The 22,451-nt window shown below is 55.6% G+C and carries 20 protein-coding genes and 1 riboswitch; of the genes, 19 read left to right on the forward strand and 1 reads right to left on the reverse strand.

Annotated features, from left to right (window positions below):
- Nucleotides 1–130: 130 nt before the first annotated feature.
- Nucleotides 131–1,291: an FprA family A-type flavoprotein gene (locus HMPREF9161_RS09275; protein WP_009729404.1), complete on the reverse strand. Its 1,161-nt coding sequence runs from the start codon at nucleotides 1,289–1,291 to the stop codon at nucleotides 131–133.
- A 253-nt stretch (nucleotides 1,292–1,544) separates the two neighbouring features.
- Here HMPREF9161_RS09275 and HMPREF9161_RS09280 point away from each other — a divergent pair, with 253 nt between their 5' ends.
- The 19 genes from HMPREF9161_RS09280 (at nucleotide 1,545) to cas2 (ending at nucleotide 22,244) form a co-directional block, all read left to right on the forward strand.
- A complete protein-coding gene (locus tag HMPREF9161_RS09280) occupies nucleotides 1,545–2,084 on the forward strand; it encodes a 3'-5' exonuclease (protein ID WP_009729405.1) in 540 nt (179 codons plus the stop codon).
- A gap of 48 nt (nucleotides 2,085–2,132) precedes the next feature.
- On the forward strand, nucleotides 2,133–2,372 hold the full coding sequence (locus HMPREF9161_RS09285) for a hypothetical protein (protein WP_009729406.1): 240 nt from the start codon (nucleotides 2,133–2,135) through the stop codon (nucleotides 2,370–2,372).
- 66 nt (nucleotides 2,373–2,438) lie between these two features.
- Entirely contained in the window at nucleotides 2,439–3,320 is an 882-nt protein-coding gene (gene glyQ / locus HMPREF9161_RS09290; RefSeq protein ID WP_009729407.1) for a glycine--tRNA ligase subunit alpha, read from the forward strand.
- On the forward strand, nucleotides 3,317–5,380 hold the full coding sequence (gene glyS / locus HMPREF9161_RS09295; protein WP_009729408.1) for a glycine--tRNA ligase subunit beta: 2,064 nt from the start codon (nucleotides 3,317–3,319) through the stop codon (nucleotides 5,378–5,380). The genes glyQ and glyS overlap by 4 nt, the downstream gene beginning before the upstream one ends.
- 147 nt (nucleotides 5,381–5,527) lie before the next feature.
- Nucleotides 5,528–6,229, forward strand: coding sequence for an energy transducer TonB (locus tag HMPREF9161_RS09300; protein ID WP_009729409.1), 702 nt, complete (start codon nucleotides 5,528–5,530; stop codon nucleotides 6,227–6,229).
- A 133-nt stretch (nucleotides 6,230–6,362) separates the two neighbouring features.
- Nucleotides 6,363–7,043, forward strand: a complete 681-nt coding sequence (locus HMPREF9161_RS09305; RefSeq protein ID WP_009729410.1) for a hypothetical protein — start codon at nucleotides 6,363–6,365, stop codon at nucleotides 7,041–7,043.
- 252 nt (nucleotides 7,044–7,295) lie between these two features.
- Nucleotides 7,296–7,478, forward strand: a riboswitch (cobalamin riboswitch).
- Nucleotides 7,479–7,655: 177 nt separating this feature from the next.
- Complete coding sequence (locus tag HMPREF9161_RS09310) at nucleotides 7,656–9,623, forward strand: TonB-dependent siderophore receptor (protein WP_009729411.1); 1,968 nt, start codon at nucleotides 7,656–7,658, stop codon at nucleotides 9,621–9,623.
- 166 nt (nucleotides 9,624–9,789) lie between these two features.
- A complete protein-coding gene (locus HMPREF9161_RS09315) occupies nucleotides 9,790–10,452 on the forward strand; it encodes a Tat pathway signal sequence domain protein (protein WP_232213528.1) in 663 nt (220 codons plus the stop codon).
- A 162-nt stretch (nucleotides 10,453–10,614) separates the two neighbouring features.
- A complete protein-coding gene (locus HMPREF9161_RS09320) occupies nucleotides 10,615–11,229 on the forward strand; it encodes a phosphoribosylanthranilate isomerase (protein WP_009729413.1) in 615 nt (204 codons plus the stop codon).
- A 96-nt stretch (nucleotides 11,230–11,325) separates the two neighbouring features.
- A complete protein-coding gene (gene trpC / locus HMPREF9161_RS09325; RefSeq protein WP_009729414.1) occupies nucleotides 11,326–12,111 on the forward strand; it encodes an indole-3-glycerol phosphate synthase TrpC in 786 nt (261 codons plus the stop codon).
- Between the two features lie 3 nt (nucleotides 12,112–12,114).
- Nucleotides 12,115–13,302 (forward strand): tryptophan synthase subunit beta, encoded by a 1,188-nt coding sequence (gene trpB / locus HMPREF9161_RS09330; protein WP_009729415.1) that lies wholly within the window; start codon nucleotides 12,115–12,117, stop codon nucleotides 13,300–13,302.
- Nucleotides 13,299–14,087 (forward strand): tryptophan synthase subunit alpha, encoded by a 789-nt coding sequence (gene trpA, locus HMPREF9161_RS09335; protein WP_009729416.1) that lies wholly within the window; start codon nucleotides 13,299–13,301, stop codon nucleotides 14,085–14,087. The genes trpB and trpA overlap by 4 nt, the downstream gene beginning before the upstream one ends.
- A 152-nt stretch (nucleotides 14,088–14,239) precedes the next feature.
- Nucleotides 14,240–16,687 carry a CRISPR-associated helicase/endonuclease Cas3 gene (locus tag HMPREF9161_RS09340; protein WP_009729417.1) on the forward strand — a complete coding sequence of 816 codons (2,448 nt, stop codon included), beginning with the start codon at nucleotides 14,240–14,242 and terminating at the stop codon, nucleotides 16,685–16,687.
- Between the two features lie 12 nt (nucleotides 16,688–16,699).
- The gene (gene cas5c / locus HMPREF9161_RS09345) at nucleotides 16,700–17,419 is read left to right on the forward strand and encodes a type I-C CRISPR-associated protein Cas5c (protein WP_037348733.1); all 720 of its coding nucleotides are present in this window, start codon (nucleotides 16,700–16,702) and stop codon (nucleotides 17,417–17,419) included.
- Nucleotides 17,416–19,359: a type I-C CRISPR-associated protein Cas8c/Csd1 gene (gene cas8c / locus HMPREF9161_RS09350; RefSeq protein ID WP_009729419.1), complete on the forward strand. Its 1,944-nt coding sequence runs from the start codon at nucleotides 17,416–17,418 to the stop codon at nucleotides 19,357–19,359. The genes cas5c and cas8c overlap by 4 nt, the downstream gene beginning before the upstream one ends.
- Nucleotides 19,359–20,258 (forward strand): type I-C CRISPR-associated protein Cas7/Csd2, encoded by a 900-nt coding sequence (gene cas7c / locus HMPREF9161_RS09355; protein WP_009729420.1) that lies wholly within the window; start codon nucleotides 19,359–19,361, stop codon nucleotides 20,256–20,258. Before cas8c ends, cas7c begins: the two co-directional genes overlap by 1 nt.
- Nucleotide 20,259: 1 nt before the next feature.
- Nucleotides 20,260–20,919, forward strand: a complete 660-nt coding sequence (gene cas4, locus HMPREF9161_RS09360) for a CRISPR-associated protein Cas4 (RefSeq protein ID WP_009729421.1) — start codon at nucleotides 20,260–20,262, stop codon at nucleotides 20,917–20,919.
- Nucleotides 20,916–21,944, forward strand: coding sequence for a type I-C CRISPR-associated endonuclease Cas1c (gene cas1c / locus HMPREF9161_RS09365; RefSeq protein WP_009729422.1), 1,029 nt, complete (start codon nucleotides 20,916–20,918; stop codon nucleotides 21,942–21,944). Before cas4 ends, cas1c begins: the two co-directional genes overlap by 4 nt.
- A 9-nt stretch (nucleotides 21,945–21,953) precedes the next feature.
- Nucleotides 21,954–22,244 (forward strand): CRISPR-associated endonuclease Cas2, encoded by a 291-nt coding sequence (gene cas2, locus HMPREF9161_RS09370; protein WP_009729423.1) that lies wholly within the window; start codon nucleotides 21,954–21,956, stop codon nucleotides 22,242–22,244.
- Nucleotides 22,245–22,451: the final 207 nt, after the last annotated feature.

Raw genomic sequence — 22,451 nt, forward strand, 5'->3', positions numbered from 1 at the left:
CATTTCTTCTCCATAAAAACCGCACGGCTGCGCGGGCGGTTTTTATTTTCAGAATACCGAAGGAGAGGCATAACAAAACGAAACCGTCACATGAAAAATCATGTGACGGTCCCGTTTATCATTCTATGATTTACAGCGCGAGGATCCGGCCGCGCAGTTCTGCGAGCTGTTCATCGGAGGGGACGTAGAGCATGCGCACTTTGTCAAGGACGAGTTCGCAGCCCGCGCCCTTCAGTTCGTCTTCGATCTGCTGGATACTCTGACCGCCCCAGCCGTAGGAGCCGAACGCGAACGCCCTGCGTCCCTTCGGGGCGAGGCCTTTCATGTAGCAGAGGAAGCCGCCGATGGTGGGCAGCATGTTGTTGTTGAGCGTCGGTGAGCCGACGGCGAGGCAGCGGCTCGTGAGGACGTCGGTCATGATGTCGGCGTGTGTGTTGCACTTGATGTCGTAATAGCCGACGGACATGCCCTTGTCGATGAACGCCTCGGCGATGGTGTGCGCCATCATCTCGGTGGAGTGCCACATGGTGTCGTAGACGACGACGGCGCGATCCTCGGTCTCGCCCGTGGACCACTCTTTATAGCGCTTGATGATCTCCGGAATGTGCGAACGCCAGATGATGCCGTGTCCCGTGGCGATCAGCTTCATATCGAGTCCGTGCAGCGCTTTGAGGGCGGCCTGCGCCTGGTTGCCGTAAGGGAAGAGGATGTTCGCGTAGTATTTCTTCGCCTCCTCGCAGACGATGCCGAGATCGTTCTCGTCGTCATAGCGTTTGCCGGTGGCGAGATGCTGGCCGAAGGCGTCGTTTGAGAAGAGGATCTTTTCCTCGGGACAGTAGGTCACCATGCTGTCCGGCCAGTGGAGCATTGGGGTCGGAATGAACTGCAGGGTTCGTTTGCCGATGGAAATAGAGGATCCCGCCTTAACGGTCTCGTAGGGGAGGTCGCCGTAGTATGCCTTGAGCCCCTTGAGCCCGTTCGGCGCGCTCGTGATCACCTTCGCGTTCGGAGCGAGACGCGAGACGATCGGAACGGTGTGCGAGTGATCCGGTTCGACATGATTCGAGATGATAACGTCGATGCGTGACGGATCGACGACGGATGAGATCCGCGCGAGCAGTTCGTCGTCAAAGCCTTTCTTCACGGTGTCGATGAGCGTAATCTTCTCGTCAAGGATGAGGTATGCGTTATAACTGGAGCCGCGCTGCGTGTCGTAGCCGTGGAAGCTGCGCATGGACCAGTCGATCGCTCCGACCCAGTAGATGTCGTCTCGGATTTTGATGGCATTCATGAAAAAACGCTCCTTTCGATCATAGGGATATTTATATTATTTATAGAGATTATCTATAAATAAGAACTATATTTATAGATGTATTCTAGCTGAAAATTATTCCTTTTGCAATAGCAAATTATACGGTCCGATCGCCGGCCGGAAAGCGGCCGGCAGGCCCGGTTTCTTGACAGGCGATTTTGTATCATGTATAATATTTATAACGAAAGTCGTGTAAAATTGGGAGAAAATGACTAGAAAAGAAAGGACCTTCATGTTGGAAAAAATTCTGGTCTTTGATACCGAGACAACGGGCTTTCGGAGCGACGATGAGGTGCTGACTCTCGCCGTTGTGGACGGTACGGGCAGGACCGTGGTGGACGGTATGTATGCGCCCGCGCGCAAAAGCGCATGGCCGGATGCGGAGAAGATCAACCGGATCTCACCCGCGATGGTCGCCTCCTGTGCGCCGATTCTCTCGCATCAAGCGGAGTTGGAGCGGCTCTTCAACGATCCGGAGACGCTGCTCGTCGGTTATAATATCGAGTTTGATATACGGCTGCTTGGCCAGTCGGGGATCCGCATTACGAATCCGAACAAACACGACGTCATGCTTGCATTCTCAGACTTCCGCAAGGTGCCGGACGCGCGGCGCGGCGGCTATCGTTGGTGGAAGCTCACGGAGTGCGCGGACTACTATCGCTATAACTGGGGGACGACCGAGGCGCACGGCGCGCTCGCGGATACTTTGGCAACGCTGTACTGCTATCAAAAGATGCGGCAGCCCGTATATGAGGAACAGAGTCTCTTTTAAAAATCTTTACCATATCCGTTCGACGGGAGCATAAGGGGACGGCGCATCATGGGAAAGACAAGGGCGGAGAAGAATCGGGATCTGGAACGCGGCCTTCGACGTGTGAAGACGCAGCGTGCCTCCTACCAGCGCAAGATCATCGGTACGGCGGTGATATGCTTCATCATTCTCATTATTGTCTGCGCGCTGCTCCCTGCCGATAACGCGGCCTACGAGAACCGATGGGAAAAGCCTATGAATGAAAGGCAGTCGCAGATCCTTCAAAGCTTGGAGGAGAATTTTAAATAGGATTGATAGGAGAGAAACCGCGTATTCTATGAAGAATCGCGGTTTTTTATTGGAGGAGTTGTTTGCATGAAATTCCAAGAGGTAATCCTCGCGCTGCAGGAGTTCTGGTCGGGCCGGGGGTGTATCCTTGCGCAGCCGTATGACGTCGAAAAGGGCGCGGGCACAATGAGTCCATGGACATTCCTGCACGTTCTCGGCCCCGAGCCGTGGAACGTCGCCTATGTCGAGCCGTCGCGGCGGCCGGCGGACGGGCGCTATGGGGATAACCCGAACCGTCTCTACCAGCATCATCAGTTCCAGGTCATCATGAAGCCCTCGCCGGACAATATTCAGGAACTCTATCTCGAAAGTCTTGCGCGGCTCGGCATCAAAGCGGAGGAGCATGACATCCGCTTCGTCGAGGACAACTGGGAATCGCCGACGCTCGGCGCGTGGGGACTCGGCTGGGAGGTTTGGCTCGACGGCATGGAGATTACGCAGTTCACCTACTTCCAGCAGGTCGGCAGTCAGGATGTGAAGCCCGTCTCCGTGGAGATCACCTATGGGCTCGAGCGTCTCGCGATGTACATCCAGGGCGTGGAGAATGTCTACGACATCGCGTGGACGGACGATGTGACCTACGGCGACGTGTTCCGGCAGAATGAATTTGAACAGTCGACCTATGCGTTTGATCTCTCGGATGAGGCGCTGCTCTTTGAGCTCTTTGATAAGTATGAGGCGGAGGCGATGCGCATCATCGGCGCAGGGCATGTGCATCCGGCACACGACTATGTGCTGAAATGCTCGCATACGTTCAACCTGCTCGATGCGCGCGGCGCGATCAGCGTCTCGCAGCGCACGGCGTTCATCGGACGCGTGAGGAGACTTGCGCGGCTCTGCGCGGAGGCGTATCTGGCACAGCGCGCGGCGCTCGGCTATCCGATGCTGAAGGAGGGGGCGAAAGTATGAGCAAAGATTTGCTGCTTGAAATCGGCACGGAGGAGATTCCCGCGCATGCGATGCCCGGTCTTTTGCGCGATCTGGAACGGCGCGCGGGCGAGATGCTCGCGGAACAGCGGATTTCCTATGATACGGTGCGTACGCTCGGCACGCCGCGCCGTTTGGCGCTCATCGTTGCGGGGCTGGCGGAACGGCAGGCCGATATCGATACGGAGACGCGCGGACCCGCCGTTTCGATCGCATTTGACGCGGCCGGCAGCCCGACGAAGGCGGGCGAGGGGTTTGCGCGCGGACAGCATGTGGCACCCACGGATCTCATTCGACGCGACGGATATGTTTATGCCACCGTTCATGAAGCGGGTGCGGCGACGGAGGAGATTCTGAAGGACCTGCTGCCGGCGCTGATCCGTGCGATCCCGCTGCCGAACAGTATGCGTTGGGGCGATCTCGATTTCCGTTTTATCCGGCCGATCCGCTGGATCGTCGCGCTCTATGGCACGGAGGTCGTGCCTTTTACGATCGCCGCCGTGACGAGCGGCAATCATTCGCGCGGACATCGGACGCTCTCTCCTATGGACTTTACGGTCGGATTGCCGGCAGACTATGAGGCGGCATGTGAGAAGGCCGGCATCATCGTTGATCCGGAGCGGCGGCGCACGATGATCTGCGAGCAGATTGCGGCGGAAGCAAAAGCCTGCGGGGGAACGGCGGAGATCACGCCCGATCTCCTCGAGGAGGTGCTCTATCTCGTCGAGTACCCGATGGCCCTGAGCGGGTCCTTTGAGGAAAAATATCTCGCGCTGCCTGCCGAAGCGGTGATTACGCCGATGCGCGATCATCAGCGCTATTTCCCCGTGAAGGGGGAGGGCGGGCGCCTCCTGCCCGTATTCGTCACCGTGCGCAACGGCGGCGGGGCGCATCTCGATATCGTGGCGCACGGAAACGAGCGCGTTCTGCGCGCGCGGCTCGCGGACGCGCAGTTCTTCTTTGACGAAGATCGCAAGAAAACGCTTGCGGAGCACCGTGAGAAACTGCACGCAGTCGTATTCCAGCAGGGGCTCGGTTCGATGTATGAAAAGACGGAGCGCCTCGCGCAGCTTGCCGCGGTTGTCGTCGAGGACATGACGGTAGGCGACGACGCGGCGTATGAGGCGATGGCGGAGGATGCGCGCCGTGCGGCGGCACTCTCGAAGGCAGACCTTGTGACGGGCATGGTGACCGAGTTCACCGAGCTGCAGGGTACCATGGGGCGGGAGTACGCGCTCCTCGACGGGGAAAAGCCCGCAGTGGCGCGTGCCATCGACGAGCAGTATATGCCGCGCTTCGCGGGCGACGAACTCCCAGAGAGCGCGCTCGGTTTTGCCCTCAGCGTTGCGGATAAAATCGATAATATCGTCGGCACATTCAGCCGCGGCAAAATTCCGACGGGGTCACAGGATCCGTTCGGCCTGCGCCGGCAGGCGCTCGGGCTCGTCAACATGCTCATCGCGCACGAGAGCGGTATCCTGCTCTCCGATCTTGTCGACGAGGCATGCGACCTTTACGGACTGGACGATGCGGCGCGGAGCAAGATGCAGGCGGATGTCGCCGCGTTCATCCGCCTGCGTTTGAGGAATGTGCTCACGGAGCGCGGCGTGCGCTATGATGTGCAGGAAGCCGTGCTGAACGATGTGGACTTCGTCGCGGACGTCCCTGTGCGTGCCGCCTATGTGGAGCGCACACTCGCCGCAGACGATGCGGCGGGGCTCGTACAGGCCTTTGTCCGCGTCTCTAATATCGCGCGCACGGCCGCGCCGGGGGCAGTGGATCCCGCGCTCTTTGCGGTGGACGAGGAACGCGCCCTGCTTGCCGCGTATAACGATGCGGCGGAACTGCGGGCCTCGGGGGCGGATGAGTCGGAGACGCTTGCAGCCGAGCGCCGCCTTGCCGCCGCTATCGATGCGTTCTTCGACGCGGTCATGGTCATGGATAAGGACGAGCGCGTCAAAACGAACCGTTTGGCCCTGCTCAAGTTGATTGACGATTATCTGCTTGAAACTGCGGATTTCAGCAAGATTGTGCTCAGTTGAAGATGGGCCGCCGCACTTCTTGTTTGTGCGGCGGCTCTATTTTTATTTTTAACTGGCAAAACGCCTCATAGTATGGTATTATGACGACGTTAAAATGATAGAGTTTTTCATTATAAGATAGGTCTGTCATTTTGGGGAGGTGGAGCTGTGGACATCACAGAAAAAGAAAAATGTATTTCATGGGGCGCATCCTTTGGGATTCATGTTTGCCTCTTGATTGCGGCGGCCGCGATGGGACTGTTCACCGTTGCGGCGACGCCGGAGAAACGCCCGATCGATGTGGAGATTTACGATGCGGCGGCGCCGGCGAGCGATCCGGCGCCGGCGGCGCAGGCCGCGGCGCCGCCTCCGCCGCCGAGTATAGATGATATCCAGTTCGAAAAGCCGAAACAGGAGGTCGAACCCCGGCCGCAGCAGGAACAGCCGCGCGAGACGCCGCGGCAGACTGTGGCGGCCGGTAACAGCAATGCCCCGGTCAATAGTACGGGGACGAGCAACACATCAAGCAGCAGCACCGGCAGCACCGGCGGCGGGGGAGACGGCAATAGTTCGGGGCGCGATGCCGCCGCTGCACAGCGGCCGAAGGTGCCGCCGAAGTTCCTCTCGGGAGCGACGCCGGTCTATCCGCCCGATCTTGAGCGCAAGGGGATTACGGGAACCGTGGGGGTTTCTCTCATCGTCGGCGCGGACGGCAGCGTGCAGAGCGCGAGTGTGTCGAGCCCCTCGGGACAGCCCGCGCTCGATCAGGCGGCGCTGAACGCGGCGTATACCTATCGCTTTGCGCCGGCGCGCAACATCTATGACGAGCCGGTCGCCTGCCGCATCAATCGGTCGTTCTCTTTCTCATAAGGACTTTTGCGTCATTAAAGTTTAATGTCCGGTTCAACTCCTCTTAACAACAGACACCTATACTAGCACCATGCAAGAAGTGACGGAAGCGTCCCGATCTCTCGGGGATTTCCGTAGAAAGGTGTGGTCTAAGATGAAGAGATCGACAAAGAAAAACATGATTGGCATGATGCTCGGCGCTTTTATTCTCAGCGGCAGCGTCGGTTCATTGGCATACGCGCACAGCAATGAACAGGCCGGGCATATGCCGCAGCAGACAGAGATGAAGACGGATCAGCATCCCGATGTCCGAATGCCGTCCGAAGATCAGGCGAAATATGTGTCCGAGGTTTTCGGTGTCAGTGAGGCGGACGTCAAGCAGGAGATTGCGAAGAAGACGGATCTCTTCGATATCGGGCAGGCCGCAATGCTTGCGAAACTTTCCGGAAAGCCCTTCCCGAGCGTGATGCAGATGAAGGCGAAGGGGATGGACTGGCCGGAGATCGTGGACGCTCTCGGCATTACGGAGAAAAATCTTCAGGCCGGTCTCCTCGATATGGCGGTGCTGCATATCAGCATGCGCGGCGATGTGGATGAAAATACGGCGCGCGACCTCCTGCAGAAGGGGTACGAGCCGCATGATATCGAGATGGCGGGGGTCATTGCCAAGGCCGCGCATAAGGACATCCGGTCGGTACTCGACCGCAAGCGGGACAATAACAGTTGGGAAAATGTTGCCGATGAGTTCGGCGTCGATAAGAATCTGCTGAAGTCCGATCGGCCGGATTTCCCGCCGATGCGCAATATGCCGACAAAAAATAAGTCTGCCAACTAAAACAAGATAGATCTTTCGCGAGGCTTTGCATTCCGTTTACGGGATGTAAAGCTTTTTTATATGGGGCGAGATCCGGTGAACGAGCGCAGGGAGCGGCCGTTTGAGATATATTGAGAGAGATGAGCGCACAGAGGACGAGAAGCGTCGAAAAGACGTTTGTTATTTTCGGATGGGGAATTATCATATGTTTTCCGCACAGATTAAATATTTCTTGACAAAAAACGACAATTATATTAGGATAATTAAAAATTATAAATAAATTCTGGAATGGGTGTCCTTTGGACTTAATAGGGAATTCGGTGTGAAACCGAAGCAGTCCCGCCACCGTAAGGAAGAGTAAAGCTGCAATATGTCACTGAGGGGAGTATCCCTTGGGAAGGCGCAGCCGAGCGATGATGCCGAGCCGGGAGAACTGCCTGTTTGACGCTCGCCGTTTGACCCACGAGCGATGGGGAGGAGAGCCGCGCATGCTCTAAATAGCGGAGCGATACGACGGCTTTTTCCTATGGGAAAAAGCAGCTTTATTTTGCATAACATTATGGCCTTTATAGGGATGAGAACCGCAGTTCACAGAAACCGAAGGAATCAGCGGGGATAAGGAGGCGCCCATCAATGAAAAAAAGATATCTGATCGTTGCTTTGTCCGCAGCGTTGACGTCCGTATGGGGACACGGAGTCGCCAATGCGGGACATCATGAAAATCCGACGGCAACGCGGCAGGCACAAAAGACATCGGAAACCTATACCCTATCGGATATTGTGGTAACCGCCTCACGCGCGGATCAGGCGATCAAGGAAACGCCGGCGGTTATATCGGTCATTACCCGCGAAGATATTGACCGCATGAATGCGACCACGCTGCGTGAAGCGCTGGCTTCGCAGGCGGGCATTCTCGTCAACGGCGGCAATACGGGGGCGGCCGTCAGCATACGCGGCACGACGGAGCGTCACAATCTCATCCTGATTGACGGGAAAACCTTTGCGCATGATCTGGACCGTAAATTCAGCTATGGCGCGGAACTGGACCGCATTCCTCTCGACAATGTGGAACGCATTGAGATTGTCCGCGGAAGCTACAGTACGATGTATGGATCCGAAGCCATTGGCGGCGTCATCAATATTATCACGAAAAAGAAAACGCCGCGGGAGACATCTTTTTACTGGCATAAGACGACGGGCGAAGACAGGAGCGATACGAAGGGCTTTTCGATCTCGGGAGACGCAAACAATCGTCTGCATATTCGTGCGGGTGCGGCACAGCGAAAGACAAAACCGAATTATGACAGAGAAAATTTGCCTTATCAGTACAGCGGCACGACGAACACATATTACCTAAACGCCTCCTATGATCTGGCGGCGGGGCGCACGCTTTCTTTGGCGCTTGATTATCTGAATCAGGATTATAAGCAAAAGGACCTTGATTATTTCGACAATCCGCAGAACAGTTTTTACGATCACGATCGGTGGAATATGTCGCTCGAATATAAAGGATCCGGCAAAAGTACGGATTATTTTCTGCGCGCGTATCGCAGCGTCTATGAAAAAACGGCTTATCGGAAGACCCCGGACGGCACGCCGAAGAGATCCGTATATACCGCGTACATGAAGAGCCAGCTGTACGCGTTGGAAGGCCAATACCGCCGGTACTGGGGAAAGAATACGTTTACCGTTGGGGCCCAGTATCGTCAAGATAAGCCGATCGGCAATCGCCAAAAAGCCGGCGGCACATATATCGGGCAGGAAAAGGTCAACGGTTTTTCCGTTCCGCTCTACGAGGTTTCGCTGACGCAGCGGAGCCTTTACCTCCAGAACGAGTGGCGCCCCACGGAAAAATGGCTCTTTCTGGTCGGTGTGCGTTACGATATGCACAACAGATTCGCAAACAAATTATCGCCCAATGCGGGCGCGGTCTATTTCATCGGCCCTCACGACCGTATCAAAGCGAACTACGGCAAGGGGTATGCCGTTCCCGGCGTAAACGAACTCTATCTGGAATGGGGCGGTATCTACGGCGACCCGCATCTAAAACCAGAGGAATCACAGAGTTTTGATATTTCCTATGAAATGGAACGCGGGCATTACCAACATAAATTCATATTCTTTTACAATGATATTAAGAACTTTATTGATCTGTATAATCGTGACCCGAACGATCCTTTCGGCAAGTGGTACTATCAAAATATTGCGGAGGTGAAGCTGCATGGGTTCGAATACGAGAGTAAACTGCGGATGAACGAGAACTTCGATGCGCGTTTAGGCATGATGATTCTCCGGAGCAACGACGCCGTGATAGACGGACAGAGTTTTTATGCCCCGACTTACCGCAGCCATACGAAGATCGATCTGGGGGTCACATATCATAAGAATGATTGGACGGCGACTCTTTGGGGCGACTACATCGGAAAAAACAAGGACAGCAAGCGTTCGCCCGTCTATCAAATATGGAACCTCGTGATCAACAAAGAGATCGGACGGCACTTTACGGCATCGGCCGGCGTCTATAATTTGTTTGATAAAAGAATCACACGGCGCTATGAATTCGGACGGTCATTTCGCTTTACGCTGACGGCGAAGATATAAGAACCCGGGGCGGGAATGAGAGTAAGATATCTAAAATCGCGAATAAAGCGTTGTATATCAGCGCCCGCAACACAAAACCAACCCGTTGGATATTGTGGAAGGCCGGAAAGCGCTGCGCACCCGCGGGGGCTTTCGCAGGAAGGTGTGGTATAAAATGAAGAGCACAATGAGAAAAAACATAATCGGCATCGTGCTCGGCGTGCTCGTCGTGAACGGAAGTTTCGGTGCGGCCGCATATGCGCACAGCAACGAACAGACTGCGCGTCAAACGCCGTCCCAACAAGGGGAAATGAAGACCGATAAGGGGCACCCTATTGTCCGTATGCCGGCAGATGAACAAGCAAGGCATGTCGCGCAAACATTCGGTGTCAGTGAAACGGAAGTGAATCGGGAGATAGAGAAGAAAACGGATCTCTATGATATCGGATATGCCGCAATGCTCGCAAAGATATCGGGAAAGTCCTTCAGCGACGTCATACGGATGAAGACGAAAGAGAAAGACTGGCAGGAGATCATAGATGCTCTCGGCATCACAAAGGAAGCCTTTTATGCGCAAGTGACCGAGATGGTGGTGATGCATATCAATATACGCAGCGGCGTCGACGGAAATACGGCCCGCGCCCTCCTGCAGAAAGGTTATGGACCGCATGATATCGAGATGGCGGGCATTATTGCAAAGGCCGCGCATAAGGACATCCGGGCGGTGCTCGACCGCAGGCGGGACAATAACAGTTGGGAAAATGTTGCCGATGAGTTCGGCGTTGATCAGAATCTGCTGAAGTCCGATCGGCCGTTTCCTGCCGATGCGCAATATGCCGACAAAAAATAAGTCTGCCGAATAAAACAAGATAGATTCTTTCGCGAGGCTTTGCATTCCGTTTACGGGATGCAGGGCCTTTTTTGCGCTGCATAGAGGCGGGGCGCCATATGTCTCCGTGATTGACAAATGCGGCGGCCGCCTCTAAGATAGTGCCGAGAGGTGACGGAAACGATGCGGGTCAAGATGTGCGGGATGAAATCCCTTGCGGCGGCACGCGCGGCGCAGGAGGCGGGCGCGGACTATATCGGATTTGTTTTTGCCAAGGAGAGCAGACGGTACGTTGCGCCTGATACAGCGCGTGAGATATGCGCTGCAATCGGCGGTGTGGAGAAGGTCGGCGTGTTTGTGGATGCTGCGCCCGAAGAGATGAATGAGATTGCCGCATATTGCGGGCTGGACTATATACAGCTCCACGGGCATGAGCCTGCGGAGGCGGCACGGCGGGTGAACCGTCCCGTCATCAAGGCGTATCGGTACGGCGATGATTTCGATGCGGCGGCGGCGAACGGCTATCCTGCCGAGATCATTCTCATCGACAGCTATGTGCCGGGCGCGGCGGGCGGAACGGGCACGGTGTTCAGATGGGAGGCCGCGGCACGTGAGGTCGCGCGCGTAACGAAGCCCGTGCTCATCGCGGGCGGTATCGTTGCAGAGAATGTCGGCACAGCGATGGAGATATTTCATCCCTTCGGCGTTGATGTCTCGGGCGGGCTTGAGGAAAACGGGGAAAAGTCGGCGGAAAAAATTCGGATGTTCATGGACGCTGTGCGTACGGCAAAGATATAAGACGGGCGCACGATTGACAAATATACGTAACTCCACTAAGATAGAAGAGCGCGTCATACGGCGCGCCGTCAGAGAATCTGCAGAGGAGGTGCGCGCGTGCGCGATCTATTGGCCGAAATCGTTGCAAAGAAACGGGACATCGTCGTCGCGGCAAAGCGTGGCGTGCCGCTCGAGAAACTCAAGAAGGACATACGCTGCGGGACGTTCCGCATGGCGGAGCATTTTCGCAGGCACGGCTGGGGGCTGATCGCGGAGTGCAAACTCCGGTCGCCCGCAAAGGGGCGGCTGACGACGGCGCACACGGTGACGGAGCTTGCCGATATATATGCGGCGGCGGGCGCGGCGGTCCTCTCGGTGCATACCGACCCGCATTTCCTCGGGAGCAACGACGACTTTGCCGCGGTACGCGCGCGTGTGGATACGCCGCTCCTGCGCAAGGACTTCATCATCGACCCGTATCAAGTCTATGAGGCGCGTGCGCTCGGCGCGGATGCCGTTCTTCTCATCGTGCGTATCTTGACGCCCGCACAGCTGAAGGAGCTGCTTTTCCTCACATGGAGTCTCGGCATGGACGCGCTCGTGGAGGTGCATGACCGCGCCGACCTTGCGGCGGCGCTCGAGACGCCGGCCGAGTTCATCGGCATCAACAACCGTAACCTCGTGACGTTCGAGACGAGCGTACAGACGACGATTGACCTCCTGCCGCATGCGGATAAAGAACGGACCATCATCAGCGAGAGCGGCATTTTTACGATCGAGGACGCCATACGGGTACGCGATGCGGGCTGCCGCGGCGTGCTCGTCGGCGAGGGGCTTGTCAAAGCGCCTGATGTCGGGGCATTTGCAAAAGAACTGAGTGGACTTGGGGCAAAGGAGCAATGATCTATGAGTAAAAAGGGAAGATTCGGCGCCTACGGCGGACAGTATGTGCCGGAGATCGTCATGCCCGCGCTGAACGAGCTCGAGGCGGCTTATCTCAAATATCGTGAGGACGAGGAATTCCGCGCGGAGTTCCGGAAGTATCTGACGAACTACGCGGGACGTCCGACGAATCTCTATTTTGCCGAACGCCTGACGAAGCACTACGGCAAGGCAAATATCTACCTGAAACGCGAAGACCTTCTGCACACGGGCGCGCACAAGATCAACAATGCGCTCGGGCAGGCGCTGCTCGCACAGCGCATGGGCAAGAAGCGCATCGTCGCCGAGACGGGCGCGGGGCAGCACGGCGTCGCGACGGCGACGGTCGCGGCGCTCTTTGGCATGGAGTGTCACATCTTCATGGGAGAGCTCGACGCCCGTCGCCAACGGCTCAATGTGTTCCGCATGCGGCTTCTCGGGGCGACGGTCATTTCCGTATCGAGCGGCACGGGCACGCTCAAGGATGCGACGAGCGAGGCGATCCGCTACTGGGCGACGAACATCACGGACACCTACTACGTCATCGGCTCCGCCGTCGGCCCGCATCCCTATCCGGAGATGGTCCGCGATTTTCAAAAGGTCATCGGCGAGGAGATTCGCGCGCAGGCGGCGGAGGAATTTCACGCAAAGCCCGACTACCTCGTCGCGTGCATCGGCGGCGGCAGCAACGCCATCGGGACGTTCTATGATTTCCGTAACGATGCGGACGTCAAGAAGTTCTGTGTGGAGGGCGGCGGACGCAGCGATGCGGACGGCGACAACGCCAAGACGCTCAGCGGCGCGGGAACGCCCGGCATCCTGCACGGCGCATACAGCTATCTTCTCCAGGACGATGACGGACAGGTCGTCGAGGCGTACAGCATCTCGGCGGGGCTCGACTATCCGGGCGTGGGTCCCGAGCACTCCTTCTTTAAGGACCAAGGCATCGTGACCTACGTCTCCGTGACGGATACGGAGGCGCTTGCCGCATTTCAAAGGCTCTCGCGCATCGAGGGCATTATCCCCGCGCTTGAGAGTTCGCATGCGCTCGCCTACCTCGAAACACTGATGCCGGAGACGAAGCCGGGCGAGAACGTCGTCGTTTGTCTTTCGGGACGCGGCGATAAGGATGTCCAGATGGTCGCCAAGGAGCTGGGGGAGGAGATCGCATGAGTGCACGGCTGAATGAAAAACTGGCGCAGCTCCGCGCGGCGGGGCGCAAGGGCCTCTACATCTACATCACCGCGGGCTGCCCGAGTGCTGAGGCAACTGTCGACATCGTGCGCCGCGCCGAGGAGGCGGGCGCGGATGTGATTGAGCTCGGACTGCCGTTTTCCGACCCGATGGCGGACGGCCCCGTCATCCAAGAGGCAAGCGTCATTGCGCTGAAGAACGGCATGACGCTGAAAAAAGCGCTCGAAGTCGTCAAGGAGATTCGGAAATACTCCGAGATCCCGCTCATCGGCATGGGCTATATCAATATGGTACATCACTACGGCTTTGAAAAGTTCGTCGAAGACTTCGGCGCGGCGGGCATGGACGGCGTGATTCTCCCCGACGTCCCGCATGAGGAGTCCGCGGAGATGCGCGCCGTCTGTGCTGCGCATGACTTCACGCTGACCGAGTTCATCACGCCCGGCACGACCGAGGAGCGCATGGCGGAGACGTGTAAGGACGCGGCCGGATTCGTCTACTGTGTCTCAAACTACGGCGTCACGGGCGTCAAGGAAATCGACTACTCCGTCATCGGCCGCGTCTGCAAGGCCGCGCGCCGCTATACGGATGTGCCGCTCGCCATCGGATTCGGCATCGGGACCCCCGATGCGGCCGTCCGCGCCGCCCGGCAGGCGGACGGCGTCATCGTCGGCAGCGCCGTCGTGAAGTGCATCATCGAGGGCGACATCGACGGCGGTATCCGTCTCATCGCCGACATGAGGAAAGCGTTGGACGACGCGTAACGATAGCAATAAAGGGGCATCCGCTCATCTCTGAACGGGTGCCCCTTTGTTGTGGATGATAAATATTTTGTATTGAAATACATTAAAAATAAACAAAAAAGGAACAGGAAATTTTGAATAAATATTGAATTATAAGCTGGAGGAGGATTCGCATGACAAAACCGTATCTTGCTCATATTCGACGGAATTCCTCGGGAATAGAACAGACAATTTATGCGCATTTACATCGTGTTGCCGACCTTATGTCGGCATCTGCCGCAAAGATGGGGCTTTCCTCGACGGCACGGCTCATCGGTATACTGCACGATTTAGGGAAATGCAGCGAGGCGTTTGCGGACTATCTTTCTTGGAGTCATGCGCATCCCGGGGACTACAGCCGTCGGGGAACGGTAGACCATTCCTCGGCGGGCGGGCAGCTGCTCATGCAGCGTTACGGCGGAAAAAGTGATGACAAACAGCTTGTCATTGAAATTGCGGCGCTTGCGATATTTTCTCATCACACGGGACTTTTGAATTATATTGGTGAACATGGGCTGATGAATGCTTCCGGCAGAGAAGATGCCTATACATTTTCACGTCGGATGGATAAGGCGGATATACTGACTGGCGTTAACCTTGGATATTTTTTTGAAAATATTATCTCGGAAGAGGAGTTGGATAACCTCTTTGCAGAGGCGGTCCATGAGCTATCTGCATTGGAGGAGCAGATACAAAAACAGAAATCGGATGAGGAGTATTTTTTCTACTGGGGGATGGTCGTTAAGATTCTTTTTAGTATGCTCGTAGATGCGGATCGATTGGACAGCGCGGAGTTTGAATTGGACGATAGCCTGACATGTGCATGGGATACGGAGAGCCTTTGGGAGGAGTTCTCCGCAAAGCTCGAAAAGAAGATTGTGGGTTTTCCCATATCGCGGGAAGAAAAGGCGAAGAAGATTGCAACGCTACGCCAAAGGATCAGCGACGACTGCCTGCATGCGGCGGAGCAGACGCCGGGCATCTATCGGCTTACCGTTCCGACGGGCGGCGGCAAGACGCTTGCAAGTATGCGGTTTGCACTCGCACATGCAAAGCGCCGGCATAAGAAGCGAATTATCGTTGTGATACCTTACACATCTATCATCGACCAAAATGCGAAGGAGATTCGTGAGATATTTGACAGGGACGAGGCGATCCTAGAGCACCACTCCAATGTCGTCTCAGAGGAGGATAACGGGGAAGATACGGAGTGTATGGATTGGCGGCGCATCCTAACGGAGCGCTGGGATGTCCCCGTGATATTTACGACGCAGATGCAGTTCCTCAATACGCTTTTTTCCGGCGGAAACAGTTCCATAAGAAGACTGCACGCGCTGCAGGACAGTATATTGATATTTGACGAGATACAGACGCTGCCTGTGAAATGCACATATCTGTTCAACTTGGCAATCAATTTTCTCAAGGATTTCTGCCGGACGACGACGGTGCTGTGTACGGCGACGCAGCCGCCGCTGGAACAACTGGATTTCCCGATTGGTGCGGGGAAGAACGCCGAGCTGACAACGGATATATCGGAGACGTTCGAGGCGTTTCGCCGCGTGCACATCGAAAATTGCTGCCGCGACGGAGGCAGCTCTGTGGAAGATATTGCCGCGGCGATTTGCAGGAGCGCGGAGGAGGAAGGCGATGTGCTCTGCATTGTGAATCTCACAAAGCAGGCGAGAGAACTCTATCAGGCGGTATCCGAGATAGCGCAGGACTCTGATATAGAGATTCGCACGGTACACCTAAGCACGAAGATGTGCCCCGCACATCGTAAGAAAGTCCTCGCAGAAGTACGGGAGGAACTCAGGTGCCGCAAAGAACATCCCGAGAGACGGCTCATCTGCATCAGTACGCAGCTCGTCGAGGCCGGCGTGGATGTTTCGTTCCCCGTCGTCTATCGTGCGCTCGCAGGATTTTCCTCCATTGCGCAGGCGGCGGGGCGGTGTAATCGACACGGCGAGTTGGCGCAGGGGATTGTGCGCATCTTCGCATTTACTGATGAAAATCTCAGCCGACTTGAGGATATACAAGCGGGACAAAAAATTGCGCGCGTACTGCTGTTTGAGAAGGAGGCAGATGTGCTTCTCTCGCCTCAGGTTATGGATGAATACTTCCGTAAATTTTATAAAGAGCAAATAGAAAGCCGCATGCGCTATCCGCTGCATGACGGGAATACCTTGCTGGATCTCTTATCGGTCAATCGTGCGGGGGTGGGCGTATGCAATCAACGCGGAGACAAGTTAAATACCGGTTTTGCTCACGCATTTCATGATGCAGGCCGGGCATTTGAAGTCATAGATTCTCATGCAGAGGCCGTACTGGTGCCTTACGGCGCAGGAAAGGAGCTGTTGCTTGCATTTGATGCGAAAAGTGAGGATAAGAGACTGTTTTATAGGAATATGAAACGAGCGCAACAGTACATGGTGAACCTTTTCTCTTATGAAATAAAAAGATTTTCCGGTATGGGCGCCGTCTGGAGGACAGAGAGCGGGGTGATTGCGCTGCGCGAGGAATATTACGATAAGGCATTGGGCGTGCAGTTCGAGGAGCAGCAGAATGCGTACTGCATGATTTAAGGAGGTGATATGATGAGAAATGGAATCGAGTTCCAAGTATATGGAAGGATGGCGCTGTTTACTGACCCCATCACGAAGATTGGCGGTGAACGATCCTCGTACTCTGTGCCGACCTATCAGGCGCTCAAGGGCATCACGGAGAGCATCTATTGGAAACCTACGATCTTTTGGGTGATTGACGAGGTGCGGGTGATGCATCGCATAGCCACACAGTCGCGCGGGGTAAAGCCGTTAAAGTACGGCGGCGGTGGAAATGACCTCTCCGTCTACAAATATCTGAGCGACGTTTGTTATCAAGTGCGTGCGCATTTTGAGTTCAATACGCATCGCAAAGAGCTTGCGGGCGACAGGGATGAGCACAAGCACCACAATATCGCAAAGCGTATGGTGGAGCGCGGCGGACGCCGCGACATCTTCCTCGGCACGCGGGAATGTCAGGGCTATGTCGAGCCTGTGGCGTACGGCAGCGGGGAGGGGTACTACGACCATGCAGGCGAGATGCCGCTCGGCACGATGTTTCACGGATTTAACTATGCCGACGAGACCGGAGGCAACATGCTTCAGGTACGTCTATGGCAGCCGATTATGAAGGACGGCGTGCTCTGTTTCCCGCGTCCCGAGGAATGCACCCTTGTCCGTGATGTGCGCAAGGTAACGACCAAGCTGTTTGATAAGAACAGCGTTACGTTCGCAGAGCAGGAACTAAAAGAATTGGAAGGAGGGCGTCTATGAGCTGGATAGAGCAGTTGGTACAAACTTATAACGAAAACGAGCAGTTTGCCGGCAGCGTCGGCCTTGACGGCATGAAGGCGCTCCTTCCTCCCGTTGGGCATATCGTGCAGAATGCCTTGATTGAGATGACATTGAGCGGAGACGGACGGCTCATTCATGCCGAGGTTGTGTCGGATAAGGGGGTGCAGCCGACGCTCATTCCCTGCACGCCGGATTCGGCGTCGCGGACGTCCAGCCCGTCGCCGCACCCGCTGCATGACAATCTGTCCTACATCGCGCGGGATTATCATGCGTTCGTGCCGGCGAAGAAAAAAGATCAGAAAAGCGCCTACGAGCAGTATAAAGAACTGCTGGGCGCATGGGCGCAGTCGGAGGACGCTGACCCTAAGGTATGCGCTGTTTACCGTTACATTACGGAGCATGATGCAATTCACGATTTGATTGCAAAGAAGGTGCTCTATTGTAACGACAAGGGAGAGATTCTTCAAAAGTGGACGGATAAGGAACACGAAAAACCGCCGATTTTTAAGGCTGCTGCCGGCGACGTACTGAAATCGATGGTGCGGTTCCGTGTGGAGCTTGACGGCGACGATTGTCCGGAACTTTGGAGAGACACCGACCTGCAAAAGAAATACCGGCAGTTTTTTGCGCATCACTTCTCCGATATGGAGCAAAAACTCTGCTATGCGACGGGGAAGATGCTCCCCGTGACGGACAAACACGGAAAGGGCATTCGGTTCGCGGGAGACGGTGCGAAAATCATTTCCTCCAACGACAGCCAAGGCTTTACATTTCGCGGTCGGTTTGCCGATGCGGATGAGTGTATCTCCATCGGTTATGAGACCTCGCAGAAAGCGATGAATGCGCTTATGTGGCTCATTCGCAATCAGGGCTACATCGTTGACGGGCGCGTATTCCTCGCATGGGGGCGGCATGCGCAGGAAATCCCCTCCGCATTCGACGATACGGCAAGGATGACACGCCGGCGCCGGGCAGCAGACGCGGCGCCTTCGATGCCTGTCACGATGGAGGACTGGGCTGCGTCCATGAAGCGCACGCTGGACGGCTATCGCGCGGAATTCAAACGAACGGAAAAGAGCCGGGTCAATGTCATGATTCTCGATGCGGCAACGCCGGGACGACTATCCATCTGTTATTATGACGAGATGGCGGGCGAGGACTTTATCGAGCGTATCGGAAAATGGCATGGATGCGGTTGTTGGCGTCAGCATAGATATGACGAGAAGAAAAAAGCCTATTCCGACGCTTTTTATTTCGGTGTGCCAACACCGAAACGATTGGTCGAAGCCTGTCACGGAGAAAATATTGGCGACAATCAATTAAAAATGGAGCTGGAACGAATATTTTACGCCATTGTGCAGGGGCGCGCATTGCCGCTCGATATGGCGAAAATGGTGCTGAGCAGGACGGTGAAACGAGCAGCTGTTGAGAAGTATGATGACTGGCGTGGCGGACTCTTAGAACCGGCATGTTCCATCATCTGCAACCGGCTCAATCACATAAAGGAGGAATATACTGTGGCGCTTGACGAGGAGAAGAAAGACAGGTCTTATCTGTTCGGCAGACTGCTTTCCATCGCGGACCAGATGGAGCGAGCGACATTTAGCTTGGAGGAGCGTGCGAGCCGCACGACCAATGCGATGCGCTATATGGAAATCTTTTCGGTTCGTCCGGCATCGACATGGATGACGCTACGGACAAAACTGCTGCCGTATCAACAGAAAAGGGAACGGTATGGAGGGAAGGAAAGAAAGCTGATTGATAAAATCTGTTGGCTGTTCGACGACCAGGATTTTAGTTCCGATGTGCCGCTCGATGTGAAGTTCCTGTTGGGGTTCTCTTGTCAAAATTATGCAATGGAACTTGAACGGCAGGAAAATCGGCAGAAAGCGGAAGAGAAGAGAGAGGAGAATGTATAATGGCTGCACTGACAAATAAAATCGACTTTATCGGGTTCGTCGTGGTGGACCATTCCAACCCGAACGGAGACCCCTTGAACGGCAACCAACCGCGTACGGACTATGACGGCTACGGAGAAATCTCCGACGTATGCCTCAAGAGAAAGCTGCGCAACCGATTGCAGGATGCGGGAGAGACGATTCTCGTCCAGTCCAACGAGCGCGTGGACGACGGCTGCGACAGTATCCGTTCGCGTGTCGAGGGCAATCCTGCGATGGAAAAACCGTTGAAAATGAAGGATAAAGAGAAGGGGCGTATTCGTCTCATTGCGGAAGAAGCTGCGAAGGCATGGTTTGACGTCCGCGCATTCGGACAGGTATTCGCGCTCAAGGCAGGCACCGGTGTGGATGCAGTCTCCGTCGGTGTCCGCGGCCCCGTGACCATTCATACGGCGGTCAGTCTTGACCCAGTCACCATCACAGGCGTTCAGATTACGAAGAGCGTGAATAACGAGCCGGGGGATAAGAAGGGCTCGGATACCATGGGCATGAAGTACCGTGTGGACTTCGGCGTTTACAAAGTGCAGGGGAGCATCAATGTCCAACTTGCCGAAAAAACAGGATTCAGCGAGGAGGATGCGCGCAAGGTTAAAGAGGCCTTGCTTACGATCTTTGAGAACGACGCCTCGTCGGCACGCCCCGAGGGCAGCATGGAGATGAACCGGTTCTACTGGATTGAGCATCACAATAAGACGGGAGCCGCCTCAAGCGCAAAAGTGCATCGGAGTGTCGAAGCGCATAAAAAAGACGGCGTGGACATGCCGAAGTCTCTCGAGGACTATACGTTTAACGACAGCGCGCTCTACGCGCTCAGCGGCGTTCGTATCGAGAAATATATCGAGGGCAGTAAGGTCGAGTGATATGGGCTATGCGGAGGAAGACTATCTGCAGCTCTCGGAGATTCAGCATTATGCCTTTTGTCCGCGCCAATGGGGGCTGATTCATCTCGAGCAGCACTGGCAGGAGAACGTATTGACCGTTGAGGGCAATGCCCTGCACGAAAAGGCGCACGATGAGGACATCAAGGAAAAGCGCGGCGGTAAAATCATCGTGCGCGGCATGCGCGTGGCGTCCGGTCGCCTCGGCATCTCCGGCGCATGCGACGTCGTCGAGTTCCATGCGGATCCCGCAGGCGTCGCGATTCCCTCTTATGCAGGACGGTATCGTGTCGTCCCCGTCGAGTACAAGAGAGGAAAGCCGAAGGAAGGGAATGAGGATGTGTTTCAGCTGACATTACAGGCGCTCTGCCTTGAGGATATGCTCGCGGCGGAGATTCCCTTCGGTTTTCTCTACTACGGGGAGATTCGCCGGCGCGTTAAGGTCGAAATCTCAGATGAGCTGAAAGCGCAGATTCCCCTTTTGGTTGCACAGATGCGCCGGTATATTGAACGCGGTCATACGCCCGTTGTAAAACGGAGAAAAGGCTGCGCCAACTGTTCCCTGAACACCGTCTGCGTTCCGAAACTGAAACGCCTCGGCTCGGCAAAACGGTATTTGGAGAGGAGGCTCGCCGAAGGATGAAACCGCTCCTCAACACGCTTTATGTCAATCAAGACGAAGCATATCTTGCGCTCGACGGAAACAACGTCGTCGTTCGCCGCGAGAATAAGGAACTAGCCCGCTTTCCGCTCCATAACTTTGAGCAGATTACGACCTTTGGCTATACGGGAGCGAGCCCTGCGCTCATGAGAAAATGTGCCGAGGACAACATCGCGCTGACGTTCATGACGCCGGAGGGACGGTTCCAAGCGCGCGTCATCGGCAAGACCAACGGCAACGTTCTTTTGCGTAAAGAACAGTATCGGCGTGCGGACATCGAGGAGGAATCTCTGCCGCTTGCGCAGAACTTTATCCTTGGGAAGATTTATAATGCCCGTTGGACCATCGAGCGCATACGCAGAGACCATACGATGCGGATTGACGAGGAGAAATTCCGGCATATCAGTGAATTTCTCCAAACGTCGTGCCGCGAAGTGATGAAGGTGCGGGATTTAGAAGAGCTGCGCGGCGTGGAAGGGAAGGCGGCTGTTCAGTATTTTTCCGCGTTTGACGATATGATTCTTAAACAAAAGGAGGAGTTCTTCTTCACGGAGCGCAACCGCAGACCGCCGCTTGACAACATGAACTGCCTGCTGTCCTTCCTCTATGCACTGCTCATGAACGACGTTGCATCAGCGCTGGAGGGCGTCGGACTGGATTCCTACGTCGGCTTTCTGCATCGCGACCGTCCGGGGCGGCAGTCGCTTGCGCTCGACATGATGGAAGAACTCCGGCCGACGGCGGACCGCACGGCGTTTTCGATGGTCAATACGAAAAAGATTTGTGGTAAGGACTTTAAAACCGAGGAGAGCGGCGCCGTCCGGCTCACGGATGACGGGCGCAAGAAAATTCTTGAAGCGTGGCACGCACACAAGGAGACGAGCATCACGCATCCCTTTATGGAGGAAAAGGTGAAGTGGGGGCTTGTGCCGCATGTGCAGGCCATGCTCCTCGCGCGCCTTCTGCGCGGCGAACTCGACGCCTACCCGCCGTTCCTATGGAAGTAGGAGAATATCATGTATGTTTTGATTACCTACGATATCAAAACCGTTGATGCCGAAGGGAGGAGACGCCTGCGGCAGGTTGCGCGGAAATGCCGGGCATATGGACAGCGCGTGCAGAACTCCGTCTTCGAGTGCAAAGTAGACCCAACGCAGTGCAAACAGTTGGAACTCGCCCTGCTGGACATCATAGACCTGCAGGAAGACAGCCTTCGGTTTTATTTTCTCGGGAAGGATAAAGAGCCGAAGGTGAAGTATTACGGTACCAAAGAGTCTTACGACTTGGAGGCGGCAGTTATCATCTGAGCGGTTCTTTACGAGTGCGAAGGTGAAGTGAACAGAAAATAGCATGATAAAATATAGGCGGAAGAATCGTGCCAAAGGAGGGGCGTGGGACGAACCGCCGAGAAAAATCGTATTTGTGGCGAGTAACACCCATAAATACGTGGCAAAAGGCTCCCTTTGTGGGACCGTTTGCTGTCGCGCCCCGCACGGGGCGCGTGGATTGAAACT

The sequence above is a fragment of the Selenomonas sp. F0473 genome (genome assembly GCF_000315545.1).
GTDB lineage: Bacteria > Bacillota > Negativicutes > Selenomonadales > Selenomonadaceae > Centipeda.